Origin of the sequence: Mangrovactinospora gilvigrisea, from assembly GCF_001879105.1 — a bacterium.
GTDB lineage: Bacteria > Actinomycetota > Actinomycetes > Streptomycetales > Streptomycetaceae > Mangrovactinospora > Mangrovactinospora gilvigrisea.
On sequence record NZ_MLCF01000031.1, the window covers coordinates 1 to 17,548 of the forward strand.

The following is a 17,548-nucleotide window of genomic DNA, read 5'->3' on the forward strand; positions in this document are numbered from 1 at the left end:
TCGTGTCCGGCGGCTCGGAGTTCGTCGACGGGGGTGCGGTCGGCGGGTGAGGCAAGCCAGATCAGGACGTCGGTGATGGGCCGTGCGGTGGAGGCGGCGGCCAGGAACAGGGCCATGAGCGTGTTCTGTGCGGCGGTGGACCAGAAGTCGTTCTGGCTGTTCTCATCCACCGAGGCGGTGACGAAATGCCCCGCGAGCCTCCTGGCGCCTTCGAGGGTGTCGGCAGTGGCCAGGGGGTCCCACCACATCTCGCGGGCGGCGTGCGCGATCTGCTGCGGATCGAGCGTCCAGCACCGGCCCACCTTCGCCCGGGCTGTGAGGGTGGTGGTGTAGGCGTCGCCGCCGGCCTTGTTGGTAGTGAGGATCACCGCCCCGGGCGCGCGGAGCATGGCGGGGATGGCGAGCGCGCTGGTCTTGCCGGAGCGCGGCGCCATGATCGCCAGGAGGACGTCCTCCCAGGAGGAGCGCACCGGACGCCGCGAGCGGTCCAGGTTCCCCAGGAGGACTCCGGTCTGGTCGCCGGCGATGGCCTTGGCGGGTGTCTTGGCGAGGCTGGGGCGCAGCTGCCGGGCGCGCTCGGTGGTCTGACGGGGCATCATCGCTGCAAGATCCATCCGTCCGGCGAGATAGCCGGAGGAGGAGCGGGGCGCCCGAAGGGCATCGCGCCACCGCCACCCGGCCGCAGCCGTGCCCGCGACCAGGGCGGCCGGCAGCACCCAGGCCAGTAAGGTGCGAGGCCACAGCGACAGGTGTGGCCATTGCCGTTGGGGTTGGAGCACGTCCCACAGCGGGTCGTAGCCGGTCCACTCGGACGGATGCGCGCCGGTGGCGGCCAGATTGCATCCGATCCAGGCGGTACTGCCGCCCACGACGACCACCGTCGCCAGGACCAGCAGGACGGTGAAGGCGATGTCGAGACCGGGCGTGGGAGAGGCGGCACGAGGCTGACCGGTTCGGGGTGAGGGCAAGCAGACCTCCGCATACGTGCGGGCAGTTGAGGGGCCTCGGGGTGATCAGCGCAGTCGTTGCGGCCTGGCGGTTGGCGGCTCCGGGGCCGGATCGATTCGCGGTGCCGGAGTGCCCGTTGTCGATCCGGCCGTGAGTGTGCTCGCCGCCGCCGCCGACGTGGCCGAAGCTGCCCGGGAATGGACCGCGGTGCGGAAGTGCTCGGGGATCTGGTGGGGGTAGCGGTGGACGGGAGTCGGGTCGGCCAGCCGCCGGGTGAGGGCGGCCAGCAGGTGGAGGGGGAAGTCGCGGCTGAAGGCGGCCGTCCAGGACCCCGGGTGCGGTTCGACCTCGTCCGGATCGCGCACCGCGATCTGCCACACCGCGAGTCCGGTGCTGCCGAGCCGCAGGTCGGGGAAGCCGCGCCGGTCCAGGGCCAGCAGGGCGAGGCTGTCGGGGGCCGTGACGTGGTAGCCGGGCCGGTCGGCCAGATCGGCCGGACGCTCCCAGCCCGCCCGGTGGAGCGGGTTGAACACCTCCTGCTCGCAGACGCGCTGGCGTGCGAGGGAGGGCGAGCTGAGGCCGAGGTTGCCGGGTAGGGCCGCGGCCAGGGCGGTGAGGAGTTCGGTGGGGGTTGCGTGGGTGAACTTCGCCGCCCAGGTCGGGGCGCTGAAGGGGTCGGCGAAGCCGGTCAGGTGCCAGGCCCACGCGCCGCTCCAGCGCCGGTCCCCGGTGGTGTGGGCCAGGCGGATGCGGGTGTCGGGGCTGGTGAGGTGGAAGGTGTCGGCGTCGTCGTCGTGCATGGGCCATTCCTCGTCGAGCAGCGGCAGCAGGGCCGTCTGCTCGGCGTAGGTGCAGCCCGCGAGGTAGACGGGCGAGACGAGAACCGGCTCGTTGGCGGGATCGGGCACGGCGACTCCTGGTGGTGAGTGACGGTGGGTCAGCGTCCGCGCCGGCGCTGCTGGGCCTGGCCGCTCTCGGTGATCTGCCGGGGCAGGACCGGCGACTCCGGCGAGTTTGGGGGCGTCAGCTGGGTGCGGGCGGTGGTGGCGCCGTGCCGCCTGGCCTCGGCCACCAGCTGGGCGGCGATGTGCTTGCCCTGGTCGGTGACCGCGAGTGGGGCGTTTCGAAGGCCGAGGATGCGACTGGCATCGGCGGTGCCGACAGTGACCAGCCCGAGGCGCTGCAGCTCGGAGACGGCGTCGCGGTCCAGGACGGTGCGGTCGGCGGCGCGGACGCGGGAGCGGCTGCCGCTCAACCCCTTCTCCGCGGCCCCACCGTCGGCGATCTTGACCAGGGCGGTCCGCTGCGGATCGGTCAGCGGCGGGATGCCGTGCTTGAAGGCCGGTGCGGGGGCCGGGACGGAAAGCGGCGCCGACCGGTTGGGGGTGACGTTGGTGGCGCTGGGCAGGCCGAGCCCGATCTGGGACAGGGCACTGCGCATCTGCTCCGAGGTCACCTGCGGCATCCGCCCCGAAGCAGCGGACAGCAGCTCGTGCATCGCGCCGGCCAGGTGCTCGGCGGTCCGGGTGTGCTCGGCGAGGATCTGGATGCGGGCGGTGAGGTTGTCCACCGAGTCGTCTCCGGCCGCTTGGCCAAGGTTGCGGCGGGCGCTGTGCTGGTCGCGCTCGGCTGTGACCAGGCGGACGAACTGGTGGAGGACCAGGGGGACCATCGGGTGGCGGGCGGTGCCGGCCCGCATCTCGCTGAAGAGCGCAGCGGGATCGGCGCCCAGGGCGGTGGTGATCCGCCGCCGGGCCTGTTCGGACAGTGACTCGGTCAACAGCATGCCTCCTGATCAGCGATGACGTGCGTGTGAAGAGTCGGCATCCCTTGCAGGGGCGACCGGCGCGGGCGAGTGGGTGGCCGCCGGGCGCACAGCGGGGGACAGGGCTGTTGCAGCGGTGACGGTGGCCTGGTGCGGCGCTTCCGGCGGGAGGTGGGTGTGGGCCCAGTCGGCCAGCTGCCCCAGTAGCACGGTGGCGATCTCGCCCCGCTCGGATAGCACCAGGCGGGTGCCGTAGCGGCGGCGGCTGGTTGGAGCCGACCGGTCGATCCAGGCGATCCCCAGGGCCAGATCCGCCTGACGGGCCACGGTCTTGTCCGGCAGGCGCGCCAGCCGGTCGGCCAACTCCGGTACAGTGCACGGGCCTTCGGCGAGCGCGAGCAGAATCGCGGGCACGTGGCGGTAGGCGAGCCGCTCCAGCAGCGACTCGGCCTGGTTGATCGGGTCGGCGCCCGCCCAGGGGGCCGGCAGCAGCTCGGCCGCGGCCACCACCGCCTCCTCGACCTCCGCCGCGGCGTCCCCGAGCGCGGTGGTCCGGACGGGAGTGGTCAGTCCTTGCACCGGGACGAGCAGGCCGCGGCGGCGCAGGTGGTGCAGCCGGGAGCCGACGGTACCGGTGTTGGTGTCGGCCAGGTGCTCACGCAGCGAGCCGATCGACAAAGGGCCGTGTGCGCGTGTGATCCGGAGCATCGGGATCGTGCCGGGCGGACTCAGCAGGCGGATGACCTGCTCGGCCCGCTCACCGCGGTTTCCCTGGCTGCTCCAGCTTGAGGCGGTGGGAGGCATGGGGTGTCCTCCGGAAGGTGTCTCGGGTGATCCGGGAGGTCAGCGGCGGTGGCGGCCGCGCGGCCGTTCCGGCGTGGAGGACGGGCCCGGAGCGGACTCCGGCGCCGCGGCGGGCCGGGTCTTGCTGCTGGTGCTGCGGGCGGCATCGGCGCGCAGCTGACCGGAGGTCAGGAACGCGGCGTCCTCGGGCGGTGCGGGCAGCAACTGCTTGGTGCGGCCCTGCTCGTAGCGGGCCGCGTGCCAGCCGACCGCCCGCTGCACGGTGGGAAAGGCACCCTCGCGCAGCAGCACCGAACCGTCGCTGCGGTGGGTCTCCAGCTGGATCCGGAACGCCGCCCCGGCGGCGGGGGACGGGTCCAGGTCCTGCAGAAGTGCGAAGACTTCGATGTCCACCTCCGGGTCGGGCGCGTCGTCGCCGTAGCGGGTCTCCTGGTCGATCAGGTCGAAGCGGTCCCCGGCCGTGCGGATGCGTTGTTCGATGTGCTGGGTGAGCGGATCCTCCCGGCGGGCGAAGGCGGTGCGCGCCAACTGCTCGGACGGGCAGCCGTGCTCCAGCAGCCAGCCCTCGGCCAGCGCCAGGGTGGGCCGGTATCCCCAGTCCAGGTGGAAGCGGTCCGGATCCGCAGGATCGACTGGCTGCAGGTGCAGCACCAGGTGCGCCGGGTGGCGGGGCGCGATCCAGTTTGCCTGCCGATCCAGCGCCGCCAGGAACACCCCACCGCCGTCGGAGCGGGCGATAGCCTCGGCCCGGATGTTGGCGCCGATGGTGCTCAACTCCCGCCGGGCTACGGCGGTCTCTTCATCGTGCGGGTGCAGCGTCCACCAGCCCGTTACGTCGTCGAGGTGGGCGTCGTCGGTCACCGGTCACCACCCCCGGATCCGGCGGACCGGCAGAGAGCCGGGAGCTGCAGACGAGGTGAGTTCCGCAGTGAGGCGGCGGCAGAGGGCCGCGACCTCGGACGGCTGAGGCGCGGGATGGGCGCGGCCGTCCTCGGTGAGCAGGACGGCGACCAGATCCAGCCGGTCGGGGCCGGTGCGCAACGCGACCCACCGCGGTCCGTCCTCGTGCTCGGGGCTGGCGAAGCGGCCGGTGCGGGCGATGGCGGTGGCGGCCCGCGCCCACTGCCCGTCGCCCAGCACGGCTTGATCGACGGGATGAGCGAGCCGGCAATGCCACACCACGAGTCGAGCCGCTGGTCCGTGCTCCTTCGTCGCGTCCAGCGGCTTCTGCAGGTGGCGGGTGGTCAAGTGAAGCAGGTCGGCGCGGTGAGTGTCGGCGGTGGAAGGCGGGTGCGGCAGGCTTCCGGCCAGGTAGGGGGTGGGGCTGTCCGTGCTGTTCAGGAGGCGGGCCAACAGGCATTCGGGATGGTCGGTGCGGTGCAGCTCGGCAATCAACGGCGGCTCCAGGGCGAGGCGGAGAGAAGGATCAGTGGGTGCGGCGCGCCGCCGCCGGCTGCGCCATAGCCGACGCCTCGGCATGGCCGGGCGCGGCGCTGCTGGTCGCGCTGAGGTGGGTGGTGGAGCGGGCGGCGCTGAAGCGCTCGAACCGGGGTGCGGGGAAGTCGGCCTCCACCTCGCGCAGCACCGCGGCGGTGTCGCGCAGGTAGCTGCGGACGGTGTTGAGCTGCTGGACGGCCGAGGTGAACTGGTGCACCAGGAGGTCCAGGCGCGGGTCGCCGTAGTTGAGGTTGAGCGCGCTGGCGCGCTCGGCCAGTGCGGCCATGGCCTGGTCGGCTGCCCGGAGGGGGCCGCTGTCCGCGAGTGCGGCGGCCGCGGCCACGGCCTGTTGCCCGGGGGTGACCGCGGTGCGGATGTGCTCGGCGGAGCCCGGCGGGGCGAGCAGCACATCGACCTCGTACTCCATGCCCAGGGCGGTCAGGCCCGCGGCGGCCGCGGTGACCGTGCGGCGCTGCTCTTCGAGCGGGGCGGGGGCGAGGCGGAAGTAGGGCCGGTCCGCGGCGAGATGGTGCTCGGTAAAGCCCAGCACCGAGAGGGCGTCGCGGCCCTGCTGGGTGGTGGGCGCGGTGGCGTGCACAGCGCCGTCGTCGAGGAGGGTGAAGCTCATCGGCAGAAGATCGGACATGCGACTCCTGATCAAGGATGAGGACTGTGTTGGTTTAGCGGTGTCGGCGATGGTCCGGGGGCCCGGGCGCCGGCGGGGGCGGCTGCCGGTCGGCGCTCGGGTGGGCGAGGGCGGTCAGAGTGGTGGCGGTGATCGCCGGGTGGGTCGGGTCGAAGATCGGCAGCTGCGGTGCCAGGGCCGCGAGCGCGGCGTCCTCCGGCGGCGGGGGAAGGGGCCGGCACGGGGCGCAGGCGTAGCGGCGCTCCAACCACGCGTAGGCGTCCGCAGTCTCGGGAAACCAGCCCTCGCGCAGCAGCACCGCGCCCTGGTGGGGCCAGGATTCGATCTGCAGGCGGACGTGGTCCTCGTCGGGGTGGGACAGCAGCGCCCAGCTTTCGCAGAACGAGCCCGGCCCGGGATTCAGCGCCGTCCACGAGGCCATGACCTTGGCCTCCAGCCCAGAGGACGAGGTTCGCGTGGTGATGCGTCGGGAGAGCGGATCGTCGGGCAGCAGCGCCCCGGGCTCGACGGCCAGTCGCTCCAGCGGGCAGCGCAGTAGGGCCAGTTGCCGCATCGCCAGTGCGGAGGTCGGCTCCTGGCTGAAGGCCAGGTGGAAGCCGAGTGGGGTGCGCAGCAGCCGGAGGACGCCGAAGATGTCGGCTCCGGGCCGGTCGAACTGCGGGTTCTGGTAGCGGGTGATCGCGAAGTCCAGGCCCTGCCCGCGCAGGGCTCCATGGGCGATGACGTCGGTTTCATCGCCGACGCTCTCCAGATGCAACGCCAGCTCGGCCGACTGATGATCGAGCGCGGCCTGGTCCGCGAGCGGATCGATGTAGTGGGTGCTGAGGAGCAAAGGCTCGGCCATCGCCCTCCAATAACCGGCAGGCGGACGCAGGGCAGACGCGACAGGAGCGGAGCGGGGCCCCAGGTCATATGGCTGGGTTCTCGCAGCCGCGGTCGTCCTCGCCGGCTGCCTCAAGCAGTTCGGGCAGCAGCTCGGGGTCCAGCTCCTTGTTGTCCAGCCACCAGCGGGCCAGGCCCACGCCCCGGGCCCGGTCCTCGACCTGCTCCCAGTCCGTCTCGCTCATCTGCCCGTCGAGGACCAGAGCCTGGTAGGCGGCGGTCAGCATCTTGCGTCGGATCACCTCGCCGAAGCCGATCTGGCTGTCGCTGCCTTCCAGGGGCGGCAGGTGCTGGTCCTTGGACCAGGCGCGGGCCTCTGCGTGCTTGGCAGCATGACGGGTTGCGCGGTGCTCGGGGGTCTCGCTCTCGGCGTCCTTGGCGGCCCGCCAGCAGTCGGTGCACGGGCGCCGGCCGAGCCAGCGGGCGAAGCCTGCTCGCTCGTCGGCCCGCTTGTCCGACAGGTCGTGGGTCAGGCTGTGGCCGCACAGGTGCTCGACGTCGAAGTGGGTGGGAACGGGCATGCCGGAACGTTCCTTCCTGGCCTGATGGGAAGCGATAGGTCGGGGCTCAGCGCCCGGACTTCCGGTGCTTGGGGGCGGGGGAACCCTGCGGGGGCGCGATCGACGAAGACCCATCGCCGCTCGGGCCGGGCTTGTCGCCGTGAACGGCGGACTCGGTGGCGGCCGCAGTCGAGCGCGACCCGGGGGCAGAGAGGGCTTCGACGGCGGTGGCGGCCTGGTCGATGGCGGTGCCGATCGCGGTCAGGCCGGGCCGCAGGCCGCGCAGCGCGGCCGCGGTTGCCCTGCCGCGCTCCCCGCACAACAGCTTCAGGCCGGCGGCGGTGTAGTCCACCAACTGCTGCGCGTCGGCAAGGGCGCTTTCGTTGATGCGGGTGAGGGCGCGCAAATGCTGTCCGGCCTGCTCCGGGCCCACATCGGCGGAAGCGGCGACGGCGTAGGAGCGGTGGGGGAGGCGGACCGGTTCGGCGTGGATGCGGCAGAGCGACCAGTGCGCGGTCTCGAAGACTTTCTGGCTGTCCCGGGCCAGATCACCCAGCAGCGTGGGCAGTTCCGCGTTGGATCCGCCCGGTTGGTGGGAGGCCCACAGGCGGGCGCCCAGCAGGGTCGCGGCGAGCCGGGTGGCCGGCCCGTCCTGCTTGAACGCGACCTCGACGAACGTGCGGTGCAGGCCGCGGCCGAAGCTGTCGGCCTCGGCGGCAGCGGCCGCCCGCGGATTGAGCGGCAGCGCCAGGCTCTGCACATCGACGGGGATGCGGGCCCGCTTGAGCAGGGAGGCAGCGCGTTTGACCCGCTTTACCTGCTCGGGGCGCGACATTCCTGCGGGCAGGGTATGGAGGGACGGGACCGGCGTGGCGGTGAAGCCGGCGTCGGCCAGCAGGGAGTCGGCCTTGGGGTCGACGGCGGGGGTGAAGGCGGTGATGCCGGTGGCGACCACGTAGCGGATCACGACCGGGGGCAGCACAACATCGGTCAAGAACAAGCTCCTTGGATCGGTAAAACGATTCGGCAGGCGCGGGGGGTCAGGGGCGAGGGCGCGGCCTGTTGTGCTCCGCGCGAGTGAAGGGAGTCGCGCTGCGCAGGGCGCCTCTACTGGGCTCGGCCGCGGTCCGGCCGGTGTCGGTGGCGGCCAGGGCGCGCTCGACCTGCGCGGCGCCCGCGCCGCCGGCGACCAGGGCCAGGGTCTTCTCCATCCGGCGCAGCATCGGCCCGGCGGTGCGGATGATGTCTGCACCGAGCCGCATCTGCCGAGCAACTGCGCGGCCGCTGTCGCCGAGGTTGGCGGCGGCGTAGCCGGCCATCCGCTCGATGCGCAGCTGCATGGTGCGCAGCGGGGATGCGGCGAGTGCGTGCAGGTTCCGCACCAGCAGCGCTGCATCCGTCAGCGGCATCGAGGCGGCAGGGCGGGCGAAGGCCGGGACGTAGGGGTCGTTGGGAAGGGCGTCCCCGGCAAGTTCCAGGACGGCGCCGTGGGCGGTCAGCCACCCCGACAGCACCGCCCCGGAGGCTTCGACCGCCCCCTCGCTCATCGCGCGCACGACCTGCCGGCCGCTGCTGGCGCTCCACACTTGAAGCGTCGCCAGATCGTCGATCAGCTGTTGCACCGGGGCGTCGTGTTCGGCCTGAAGCAGCCGGCTGCTGGCTGTGCCCAGCGCCGTGATGGCGATCTCGGTCAGGACCTGCAGCTGGGTGCCGGCCAGGTCGGGCAGATAGGCGTTGGAGACGGTCAGCTTGGCGCTCATCAAAGCCAGTGCGGCGTGGTCGAACAGCCGGTAGCTGTCGGCCTCATCCTGGGCGGTGAACAGTCCCGGGGCCTTGATGGAGGTGAAGCCCTCTCTGCGGAGCAGTTCCGCGGCGAGGTCAGCCAGCTGGGAGTCGGGGTCGACGGCGACGGCCAGGGCATGGTCGGGCAGGCGGTGGATGACGGCATCAGCGGTCACGAAGGGCCCCTCCAAGGGCACGAAGGATCAAGGGAATTGACGATGACCGGGCGGCGGCGCCATCGTCAGCGGCGGTGCCCGTGTGGCGGTGGGGTGCCATCGCCGGGGCGCGGCCCGATGGTCGGGGCGGCCGAATGCGCGTCGGGATCGTGCGGCACGCCGCTGCGTCCGCGGGCCGCCGAAGAGACAGGTGTTGCGGTGAGGTGGTCGGCCACCCGGTTCAGGCCCTCGGGGACGGCGAGGACACGCTCCGCGCTGCGGGCGACGACGGCGGCCAGGTCCGCGTCGTCCTCGCCCAGTCCGGCGCGGGCGACGGTGGCCATGTACTGCATCCGCTCGCAGATGGTGAACACCGGTGAGGAGCGGGCAACATACAGGTCGTTGACCTGCCGGGCCGCGGAGGCGGCGTCCAGCAGCGGGTCGCGCAGGGCCAGGCCTATGCCGACCTCCACCGCGGCGACGCTGGGCTCGGCCCGCGCGAGGGCGGCCTTGAACGCCTGCTGCCAGGCCTCCAGCAGCTGCCAGCCGGCGTTCGCCAGCGCATCGGCATGAAGCCCGAGATCGGAATCGGCGCGGCTGTCGGCCCATTCGGCGACCTGGCTCAGCGACCCCAGCGCCACCATCAGCGGCGAGTCGGGCCGGGTGCCCAGGCCCCGCAGGTCCCGGACGAACCCGTCCAGCAGCTGCTGGCGGGCGTCGACCGCCTGGTCCGGAGTGAGGGCGTCGGCGCGGTCGGGGTCCGCCACGAACCCGGCGGCCAGCAGATCCCGCACGAGATGGTCGATCGCCTCCGGCTCCAGGGCGTCTGCGGTGAGCACGGTGGTGTGGGGCATCTCGACCCGAAAGCCCGCGCTTATCAACATCGCGGTCGGTGCGGGGGCGTTGGTGTTGGTGAGGGCGAGCAGTCGGTTGTTGGGCAGGCGCAGCAGCGCCACATCCCAGTCGCCTGATTCGGGGATGGCAGATCCTTCCGATGAAAGGGAGGAGGAAGGTAAGCAGGATCACGGGGGGATCACGGTCAGCGGTGGCGACCGTGCGGCGGCCCGCCGTCGTCGGTGCGCGGAGGAGGCGACGGATCGGCTGGCCGGGCGCCGCGTTCCTGCGGGACGCGGCTGGTGTGGCGGGCGGCGGATGCATCGTGGCCGCTCCCGAGCCGATCGGAGACGTCCAGGACCTGGGTTGCGGCCATGAGCGTCCTCTCCGCGCTGAGGGTGAACGACGCGCCCAGGCCCTTGCCGTCCGCCCCCAGCCCGGCCCGCGCCAGCACGGCCATCCGATTCAGGCGGTTGTATAGGGTGAACAGGGGCGCGTTCGGCCCCTCGCAGAGGGCCCGGAGACGCGTCGCCGCCTCTGCGGCATCAAGGGCCGGGTCGCGCATCGCGACGGCCAGCACCACGGCCGCGTTCACCTCGCGGGGTTGTGCAAGGCCGGCGGCGGCGGAGAAGGCCTCCTCCCACGCGGTGCTGATGACGCCACCTTGGGCCATCAAGGCTCCAGCGTGCGCGTGGGTGCGGTGGTCGGCTTGCTGCTCGGCCCATTTGGCGACCGTGCCGATCTCGGCCAGGGTCTCCAGCAAGGGTGCGTCCGGGCCGGTGGCGAGTACGCGGAGTTCCTCGATGAGGCCGGCGAACACCTCCTGTCGGACGGCCTCGGCCTTGCTGGGGGTAAACGTGGGCGCGTCCAGGCGATCCGGCACGAACCCGGCCGCCACCACGCTCCGCGCCAGGCGGTTGACGTCCTCCAGCTCCAGGCCGCCGGCGGTGAACATCGCCGCGTTCTGCTGCTCGGGGGTGAAGCCGGCCTCGACCAGGATCGCCTCCAGCGCGGGGGCATCGGTGAGGGCATGGGCCAGCACGGTGTTGTTCGGCAGGCGGAGGAGCACCAGGTCTGCTGCGGGGTCGGACGCGGCGTCAGCACTGCGTTTGGGCACGACGGCACCTTCCGAGGAGGCGAAGGGGGATGATGCGGAGTGGGGCGAGCAGGACCTCGGTCGGGGTCAGCGTTGCCGCGGGCGGCCGGAACCGCCCTGCCGACCGGGCTGCTGTGCAGCGGCCGACGGGCCGTCAGAGCCGGGCGGGTTCAGGGCGTGCGCCGCGGTCAGTACCGCGGTGCGCACGGCCGTCAGCTGCAGGACGCCCTCGGCGGGCCGGCGCAGTGCGGCCAGCAGGTGCTGGGCGCGGTTCAGCGGCGCCTCGGCCGAGGCGTGGAGGTCGGCAAGGTGGCGGATCGCCTCGCCTTGTGTTTCCGGTGCGGCGGCGGTCGCTTCGGTGGCGGGCTGCGGTGCGGGGATGCCGTCGGTGTCCACGCCCTGCGCGGCCGCCGCCTGGAGGGTGAGCCGCCAGATCCGGTCGATGCGGTCGGCGGCTGCGGCCAGGCGGGGAGCCAGGTGGGCGCGCGTGTCGTCCGGGTCGTCGGCGGCTGCTGCGGTGGCCGCGGCGATCGCGTTCAGGGTCTGGGAGAGCGCCTCGCTTAGCTGCCGCAGCAGCTCGCGGGGCGGGTCGGAGGGGGAATCGGGCAAAGAGACCTCCCAAGAGAAGGAGGAGTGGGACTCTGACAGAGCGCTGTGCTGATGACAGTGGGTCAGGCGGTTTCGGTGAGGCGGGCGTCGGTGTCGAACATCGCCAGCTCGGCCGGGTGCAGCTGGTGGTGGGCGATGAAGCTGCGGTCGGCGATCTTCCACAGGCCGCGGCCGCGGGGCAGATCGGCCACCGCGCGCATCTCCACGCCGGTCAACCCCAGCAGGGCCCCGGTGGCGGCGAGTTGGTCGTGCTCCTGGCGGTAGATGATGCGAGTGGAGCAGTCCGACAGCAGCCCCTCGGCCAGGGCGCGGCTTCGGGATCCGGCGTCGCCGGCCGACAGCAGGTCGGAGAGGCGGTGGATGACCAGCAGGTTGGCGATCCCCAGGCCGCGGGAGAGTTTCCATTGGGCCTGCATGCGCTCCAGCAGGCCCTGGTGGCGCATCACCCGCCAGGCCTCGTCATAGACGACGAACCGCCTTCCCCCGCTCGGGTCGGACAGGGCGGCCTCCATCCACGCCGAGGCACAGGTCATCGCCAGGACCAGGGCGGTGTCGTCGCCGGTGCCGTTCAAGCGGGACAGGTCGATGGACAGCACCGGCACGCGCGGGTCGAAGGCGGTGGTGGAGGGGGCGTCGAACATGCCGGCCAGGTCGCCGGAGACCAGGCGGCGCAGGGCGTGGGCGACGTCGAAGACCGCGTCGCCCAATCGGCCGGCGACCTCCCCGGAGATCTTGGTGAGCACGTCGGGGTGGTTCAGGATCCGGGCGACGTGGGGGAGCAGGGGGACGGTGTGTTGGCCGGCGGCCCAGTTGACGGCCGCATCCAGGGCGACATCCAGTGCGGTGTGCTCCATCGGCGTCAACGGCCGGCCCAGGACCGTGCGGGTGAGGGAGGACAGCAGCAGCAGGCGCCGCTTGCGGACCTCCCCGGCCCACGCCGCCACGCTGACCCCGGCCGGTCGGGGCGGGGCGTCGAGGGGGTTCAAGCGGCCGGGGAGGCCGGGGCCGAGGGCGATGACGGAGCCGCCGAGCTGCAGGGTGACGCTGCTCCATTCGCCCTTGGGGTCGCAGGGCACGTAGACGCGGTAGCCGAAGCAGGTCGCCCTCAGCGCGATCGATTTGGCGAGTGCAGACTTGCCCATCCCGATGACCCCGGCGAGCAGGAGGTTGGGGTTGGTGAAGCCGGCCAGGCGTCCGTAGAGCTCGAACGGATCGAAGCAGAAGGCGGCCTCGGCGTGGACGTCCTGGCCGATCAGCAGGCCCTGCGCGCCGAGGCCGCCCTCGGCCAGGAACGGATACGCACCTGCCGCGACCGCGGTGGTCACCCGGTGCGCCGGCAGCTTCAACTTGCCGCCGCGCGCCGACGCCACTCCGGGGCGTCCACCGGGCGGAAACAGAGCTCCTGAGCCGGCGAGATCGTCCTGGTCCTCCGGTGCCGGCCGCTGGGCGGAACGTGCGTCCTCGGCGACCTTCCGTGCGTGCCGTTGGGCCTCGGCCAGCGCCTTTCGGCGCGCCTGGGCCTGGGCGCGTTTCACCGTCCGGGGGGTGAACAGCGGCGCTGCCGTTGCGCGGATGCGCATCAACGGCCCTCGGCGCCGTGCCGGATGCGGCCCGTGAACGAGGCGCGAAGCGCCGCCGGGGTCGCGGTGGCGCGCATCGCGGCGCCGGCTTTGACCTGGCGGCTGCAGATCTGCAGCGCGGGCCGGCCCTCCGGATGCGAGCCCCCGCATCCGGGGCGCTGCACGCTTCGCGTCTGGTCGGCAGGTTCGGTGCGGCTGGCGGCGTGGAAGGCGCGGTGGACCTCCTCGGCCGCCTGGAAGAGCCGCACCCGGGCCGCCGCCAGGTGATCGGCGCACGCATCCCCGGGCGGGCGCGGGGAGGCTGCGGTCAGGGTGTGGCAGGTGATCAGGATCTGATGGAGAGCGTCCAGATCGGCCCGCGCCGTCAGGCTCGTGCGGGTGGCGGCTTGGGCAATCTGCTGGCCGGCCAGCGCGAAGATCGCGCGGGCGGACAGCTCAGCATCGACGGCATCGGGGTCGAGAGCGGTAGTCATGGCAGGGCGGACCTCGTTCCGGCGGACGGAGAGGATGGCGGGGAACGCGGATGGAGCAGGCCGTCAGCGGGGGAGGGGCATCTGCGATCCGGCCAGGTAGGACAGACGGTGCAGCGGCTGGCCGACGCGGCCTGCGTTCCAGGCCCGGATCAGCACCGCCAGCTTCCAGGTCCGAGACCGGCTGCCATTCCCGGCCGAGGTCGCCCGCACCAGGGTGCGGCGCAGGGCCAGCACCGGATGCCCGTCGGGCAGCCCGGTGCCCGACGCGACCTGCTCGAGGAACACCGTCGCCGCGTCGGCGTCCTGACGGGTGAACAGGTGGTGGGCGAGCGCGAGGACGGACGCTTGCGGATACGGGAAGGCGGCATGGGTCTGGTGGGCCGCCTCGATGCTCTCGCGCATGGTCGGGCGGGCGGCGAGCAACTGGAGGACCTCGGAGGTGGTGGGGGCGTGGCCGGTCAGGCGAAGGTCGCCGACCTCCCACCGCCACAGCAGCCGCAACGCCGCCGCCAGCAGGTGAGGGCGCTGCTCGCCGTGCAGGGCCAGCACATCCCCGGCAGAGCGGCGGGAGCCGCAGTCCACCGACTCCTGCGCGGAGTCGGGAAGGTTCTCCACCAGCATCACCGGAACGCTGGCCTTGGAGCGGGCGACGGCCGCCAGGCGGTGCCGGCCGTCCAGGACGTCGCCGTGGACGCACAGCTTGATGGTGTCGCCGTTCAGCCGCCAGTGGCCGGCGGCCATGTCGCGGGCGTAGGCGGCCACCACCTTCTCGCGCAGCGGCCGCTGAACGGCATTGTGCGCCGCCAGCCAGCTGGTGGCCTGCCGAGGCCCGACGAGCAGCGTCCGCACCCGCGGAGCCGGACTGCTGGAAGGATCGCCGGCCGCGGTGTAGGCGAACGGGTCGAGGAAGGGGTCGAACGGGTCGGGTCCGGGGACGTCGACCGTCACTGGTCCAGCTCCTTGTCGATCGCGTCGGCGACCTGGCCGAGGTCTTCGGCCAAGGCGCGCAAGGTTTCGGCCCACCAGCGGCGCGACTCCGGCGGGGTGTCGGCGTGCGGAAGGTCGGCGGCCGCCAGGAACTTGGTGCTCGATCCCAGGCCGGCCAGCAGTTCGGGCAGCTGGTGGTGCACCGCGGCGCAGTGCGTGGCCAGGCGCTTGTCGCCGGCGATGCGGTCCTTGCGCTGGGCGACCCGCAGCTCCTCGCGCACCGCCTCCTCGATCTCATCCGGCAGCGGCCGCCGCCGCGGCGGATGCGGCTTCGGCTCCGGCACGCCCGGAATGTCGGCCAGCCGCACCTCCACGCCGAACTCGGCGCCGACGGTGTCGGTCGCCGACCGTTCGGTGCCGGGCGGCATCAGCATCGCGAGCGCCTCCGCCTTCAACTGCTCGTCCGACACCGCGGGCCCGAGGTCGGGTCCTGGCACCTCCGCATACACTTCATAGACTTTGCCGTCTATGCCCGTTATCTGACGTGGCCCATCTGGGCCACCTGACATGTCCACGTCTCGTTCAATCGTGGTCTTTCCGACACCCACTGCTGCGCCGATGGCGCGGGTGGACATCCCGGCCTCGGCCATCGCCTCGACGATCCGCTGGCGCTGGCCGCGGGGCAGCTGGACGCGGTGGGAGCCAAACTCCCCGTCCAGGTAGCTCTCCCAGCTCGCATAGCCCAGCGCCGCCCAGTCCCGGGCCCGGAATGCAGTGATCACCTCCTGCTGCCACTCGGCGACCACCCGCATCCCCGAGCGAATCCGCGCAGCCCGCTTCCGCGCCTGATCGGGGGTGGCCGGTGCGATCGGGAGGTCCGACGGCTGCGGCGACGGGCGGTCTCCGTATAAGTTCATGACTGCATCTCCTTCAGCGTGTTGGCGGCTGGTCAGGCGAGGTCGAAGTCGTCCCGGGTGAGCTGCTCCTGTGCGGCCAGCCGCTGCTGGGCGATCGCGAAGTAGTGCCCACTCACCTCCGCGCCGACGAAGGCGTAGCCCTCGGCCAGCGCGGCGACCCCGGTGGTGCCCGAGCCGGTGAACGGATCGCACACCGTGCCGCCCGGCCGGCAGATCTTGACCAGCTGCCGCATCACCTCCAGCGGCTTCTGCGTGATGTGGACCCGGTCCTTGCGCGGCTGGGAGGCGGAGTAGATCCCGGGCAGGAACACCGGATTGCTGGCCGCGTCCATCGGGCCCTTCGATCCCCAGGGCACGAACTCGCACTCCTGCTTGAACCGGCCCTTCTGCGGCCGGGAGACCGGCTTGTGCCACACGATCACCCCGCGCCACAGGTAGCCGCCGCCCTGCAGCGCATCGGTGGTCGGCGCCAGCTGCCGCCAGTCGCAAAAGACGGCCGCAATGCCGCCGGCGCGGGTGGCGCGGTAGCACTCGGTCAGGATCAGCGTCAGCCACCGGGTGTAGGAGTGCTGGTCGCGGGCTTCCCCGGGGAAGTCCTTGAGGTTCTCGTCCTTGGCGGAGGTGTACTTGGCGCGGGCGGTGCGGCCGGTGCGCTCGGCCGAGGTGGTGCCGCCGGAGTTGTAGGGAGGATCGGTGATCACCGCGTCGATCGACGCGTCGGTGAGGGTGGTGAGCACGGCGAGCGCGTCGCCGCGGTGCAGGGTGTAGGGCATCGATCCAAGCGCCTCCTGAGAACCAAGCGTGCACGGGCGACGAGCTGCACACGGTGCGCAACTCCCTTCCCACACCTCAATTCTCCCCGCACCGACCGACCCGACTTCGCTGAAGGCCGGTCGTCCCCACCGGCTTAATCTGGAAGCACCTCGAAAACCTCGTCCCGCCCGCAATTCCCGGGCGATGAACGGTGCGCGGGCCGCCGGTGCCCGCGCTTGCTCTCGTCGTGGTCCCCCCATTGGCACGCCCCGATCCCGGAGGCCGCATGCCGCATTCCTTCTCCCGTGCACGACCCGACCGCAGAACCCGCCCCTATCCCGAGGCCCCTCGATCCCGTCCGGGTTCGGGCGGCGGATGAAGCGCGCCCTCGTCCTGGGCCTCGCCGCCCTGCTGGTGCTGCCCCTGATCGTGCTGCTGCCGATGCTGCTGGCCGGCGGCGACGCCGCCTCGGCCACCTGTGCCGGCGGGGCCTCCGTGGACAGCGCGGCGGTCGCCGAGGCCGTCCAGCAGATCCTCGACAAGGGGGCCGGCGCGAAGACCCCGAAGGTGGAGGGCCTGTCGGATCCCGGCGGGCAGATCCCCAATGCGAAGATCGTCGTCGCGACCGGGATCGCCATGAACGTGCCCGCCCGCGGCCAGGTCATCGCCCTGGCCACCGCCCTGCAGGAATCGGGGCTGCGCAACCTCTCCTACGGCGACCGCGACTCGTTGGGCCTGTTCCAGCAACGCCCCTCGCAGGGCTGGGGCAGCGCCGCGCAGATCACCGACCCCGTCCACGCCTCCACCGCCTTCTACACCCACCTTCTGCACCTGTCCGGCTGGCAGCAGATGACGGTGGATCAGGCCGCCCAGCACGTCCAGCAGTCCGCCACCCCCGGCGCCTACGCCCACTGGGAACCCCTGGCCACCGCCCTGCAAACCGCGCTCGCCACCCACCTCAACGGCACCACCACCCCAACACCCACGCCCGGAACAGCCGAGCCCGTCACCGATGTCTCCTGCACCAGCACGAACGCCGCCGCTCCGCCGCCGGGCACCGTCCCGGCCGGCTACCGCATCCCTGCCGGCGCGCCGGCCGCAGTGCGTGCCGCGCTCCAGGCGGCGATGGCCCGGCTGGGCACCCCGTACCAGTGGGGCGGCACCTGCACCGCACCGAAGAGCGGGGATCCGATGAAGCGCTGCGACTGCTCCTCGCTGGTCCAGCAGTCCTACGCTGCGGCCGGGATCGGCCTGCCGCGCACCACCTACGCCCAGGTCCACGCCGGCCGGCCCGCCCCGCAGGACGCGCTGGAGGCGGGGGATCTGCTGTTCACCGAGGGCAGCGCCGCCGCCCCGAACCACGTCGGGATCTACCTAGGTTCCGGCTATCTGATCGAGGCCCCGCACACCGGCGCCGTGGTGCGGATCGTGCCCCTGAGC

At 72.6% G+C, this 17,548-nt stretch carries 20 protein-coding genes; 1 reads left to right on the top strand and 19 read right to left on the bottom strand.

The window, feature by feature from the left end; translation table 11 throughout:
* From BIV57_RS25915 to BIV57_RS07890, 19 genes are all read right to left on the bottom strand, one after another.
* On the bottom strand, positions 1-968 hold a 968-nt coding region (locus tag BIV57_RS25915; RefSeq protein ID WP_245797477.1), incomplete at its 3' end, for a type IV secretory system conjugative DNA transfer family protein.
* A gap of 45 nt (positions 969-1,013) precedes the next feature.
* A complete protein-coding gene (locus tag BIV57_RS07805) occupies positions 1,014-1,856 on the bottom strand; it encodes an SPDY domain-containing protein (protein ID WP_071655942.1) in 843 nt (280 codons plus the stop codon).
* Positions 1,857-1,885: 29 nt separating this feature from the next.
* A complete protein-coding gene (locus BIV57_RS07810; protein WP_139275511.1) occupies positions 1,886-2,728 on the bottom strand; it encodes a hypothetical protein in 843 nt (280 codons plus the stop codon).
* A gap of 15 nt (positions 2,729-2,743) precedes the next feature.
* On the bottom strand, positions 2,744-3,517 hold the full coding sequence (locus BIV57_RS07815) for a hypothetical protein (protein ID WP_139275513.1): 774 nt from the start codon (positions 3,515-3,517) through the stop codon (positions 2,744-2,746).
* Between the two features lie 39 nt (positions 3,518-3,556).
* Positions 3,557-4,378, bottom strand: a complete 822-nt coding sequence (locus BIV57_RS07820; protein WP_071655945.1) for a hypothetical protein — start codon at positions 4,376-4,378, stop codon at positions 3,557-3,559.
* A gap of 3 nt (positions 4,379-4,381) precedes the next feature.
* Positions 4,382-4,912, bottom strand: coding sequence for a hypothetical protein (locus BIV57_RS07825; protein WP_071655946.1), 531 nt, complete (start codon positions 4,910-4,912; stop codon positions 4,382-4,384).
* Positions 4,913-4,943: 31 nt separating this feature from the next.
* A complete protein-coding gene (locus BIV57_RS07830; protein WP_071655947.1) occupies positions 4,944-5,600 on the bottom strand; it encodes a hypothetical protein in 657 nt (218 codons plus the stop codon).
* A 34-nt stretch (positions 5,601-5,634) separates the two neighbouring features.
* Positions 5,635-6,444 carry a hypothetical protein gene (locus BIV57_RS07835; protein WP_071655948.1) on the bottom strand — a complete coding sequence of 270 codons (810 nt, stop codon included), beginning with the start codon at positions 6,442-6,444 and terminating at the stop codon, positions 5,635-5,637.
* Positions 6,445-6,508: 64 nt separating this feature from the next.
* Positions 6,509-7,003: a hypothetical protein gene (locus BIV57_RS07840; protein ID WP_071655949.1), complete on the bottom strand. Its 495-nt coding sequence runs from the start codon at positions 7,001-7,003 to the stop codon at positions 6,509-6,511.
* Between the two features lie 46 nt (positions 7,004-7,049).
* Complete coding sequence (locus BIV57_RS07845) at positions 7,050-7,976, bottom strand: hypothetical protein (RefSeq protein ID WP_139275515.1); 927 nt, start codon at positions 7,974-7,976, stop codon at positions 7,050-7,052.
* 46 nt (positions 7,977-8,022) lie between these two features.
* On the bottom strand, positions 8,023-8,940 hold the full coding sequence (locus BIV57_RS07850) for a hypothetical protein (RefSeq protein ID WP_071655951.1): 918 nt from the start codon (positions 8,938-8,940) through the stop codon (positions 8,023-8,025).
* A 65-nt stretch (positions 8,941-9,005) separates the two neighbouring features.
* Positions 9,006-9,875: a hypothetical protein gene (locus BIV57_RS07855; protein ID WP_071655952.1), complete on the bottom strand. Its 870-nt coding sequence runs from the start codon at positions 9,873-9,875 to the stop codon at positions 9,006-9,008.
* A gap of 83 nt (positions 9,876-9,958) precedes the next feature.
* The gene (locus tag BIV57_RS07860) at positions 9,959-10,870 is read right to left on the bottom strand and encodes a hypothetical protein (protein ID WP_139275517.1); all 912 of its coding nucleotides are present in this window, start codon (positions 10,868-10,870) and stop codon (positions 9,959-9,961) included.
* A gap of 66 nt (positions 10,871-10,936) precedes the next feature.
* A complete protein-coding gene (locus tag BIV57_RS07865; RefSeq protein ID WP_071655954.1) occupies positions 10,937-11,458 on the bottom strand; it encodes a hypothetical protein in 522 nt (173 codons plus the stop codon).
* A 62-nt stretch (positions 11,459-11,520) separates the two neighbouring features.
* A complete protein-coding gene (locus tag BIV57_RS07870) occupies positions 11,521-13,038 on the bottom strand; it encodes an ATP-binding protein (protein WP_071655955.1) in 1,518 nt (505 codons plus the stop codon).
* On the bottom strand, positions 13,038-13,511 hold the full coding sequence (locus tag BIV57_RS07875; RefSeq protein ID WP_071655956.1) for a DUF6238 family protein: 474 nt from the start codon (positions 13,509-13,511) through the stop codon (positions 13,038-13,040). Before BIV57_RS07875 ends, BIV57_RS07870 begins: the two co-directional genes overlap by 1 nt.
* Positions 13,512-13,574: 63 nt before the next feature.
* A complete protein-coding gene (locus BIV57_RS07880) occupies positions 13,575-14,459 on the bottom strand; it encodes a hypothetical protein (RefSeq protein WP_071655957.1) in 885 nt (294 codons plus the stop codon).
* Positions 14,456-15,250, bottom strand: a complete 795-nt coding sequence (locus BIV57_RS24550) for a hypothetical protein (protein ID WP_139275519.1) — start codon at positions 15,248-15,250, stop codon at positions 14,456-14,458. Before BIV57_RS24550 ends, BIV57_RS07880 begins: the two co-directional genes overlap by 4 nt.
* A 137-nt stretch (positions 15,251-15,387) precedes the next feature.
* Positions 15,388-16,128, bottom strand: a complete 741-nt coding sequence (locus tag BIV57_RS07890) for a DNA-methyltransferase (protein ID WP_071655959.1) — start codon at positions 16,126-16,128, stop codon at positions 15,388-15,390.
* A 355-nt stretch (positions 16,129-16,483) separates the two neighbouring features.
* Between BIV57_RS07890 and BIV57_RS07895 the strand changes: the two genes are divergently transcribed.
* On the top strand, positions 16,484-17,548 hold a 1,065-nt coding region (locus BIV57_RS07895; protein ID WP_071655960.1), incomplete at its 3' end, for a C40 family peptidase.